Raw genomic sequence first — 610 nt, 5'->3', positions numbered from 1 at the left:
CTGCGCGACGGCGATGCCGCCCGACGACGGCGGCGGCATCCCGCACACCGTCCACTTGCGGTAATCGCTGCAGAACGGCGCGCGCGGCACGGCGCGATAGCGCGCGAGATCCTGCGCGCTCAGCAGGCCGGGATTGGCCGACTGGCCCACCTTGGCGGCGATGTCGCGCGCGAGCGGCCCGCCGTAGAACGCGTTCGCACCGCCCGCTGCGATCTGCCGCAGCGCGGCGGCCAGCGCCGGATTGCGCAGCAGCGTGCCGGCGGCCTTGGGCCGGCCGTCCTTCTCGTAGAAATAGTCGCGCGCGGCCGGATCGTTGCGCAGCCACGGATCGCGCGCGATCTGCGCGGCCAGGCGCGGGCCGATCGAGAAGCCCTGCGTGGCGAGCCGGATCGCCGGCTGGAACAGCCGCCGCCACGGCAGCTTGCCGTGCGCGCGATGCGCGAGTTCGAGCATCCGCAGCATGCCCGGCGCGCCCACCGGCCGGCCGCCCGCCGCGCTCTGCGCGGGCGGCAGCAGCTTGCCGTCGCGGTCGAGGAACAGGCGTTCGGTGGCGGCGGCGGGGGCCGTGTCGCTGCCGTCGTAGGCGTCGGTGGTCGTGTCGTCGGCGTAG

1 protein-coding gene is annotated in these 610 nt (G+C 75.4%); it reads right to left on the bottom strand.

Features of this window, described 5'->3' with window-relative positions:
- On the bottom strand, nt 1-610 hold a 610-nt coding region (locus tag G3N92_RS34715; RefSeq protein ID WP_206131960.1), incomplete at both ends, for a gamma-glutamyltransferase.

This window comes from Burkholderia sp. Ac-20379, from assembly GCF_017104645.1.
In the GTDB taxonomy this organism is placed as follows: Bacteria; Pseudomonadota; Gammaproteobacteria; order Burkholderiales; family Burkholderiaceae; genus Burkholderia.
Note: the sequence above shows the minus strand (reverse complement) of the source record. Positions and strands in the feature narration are given on the sequence as shown.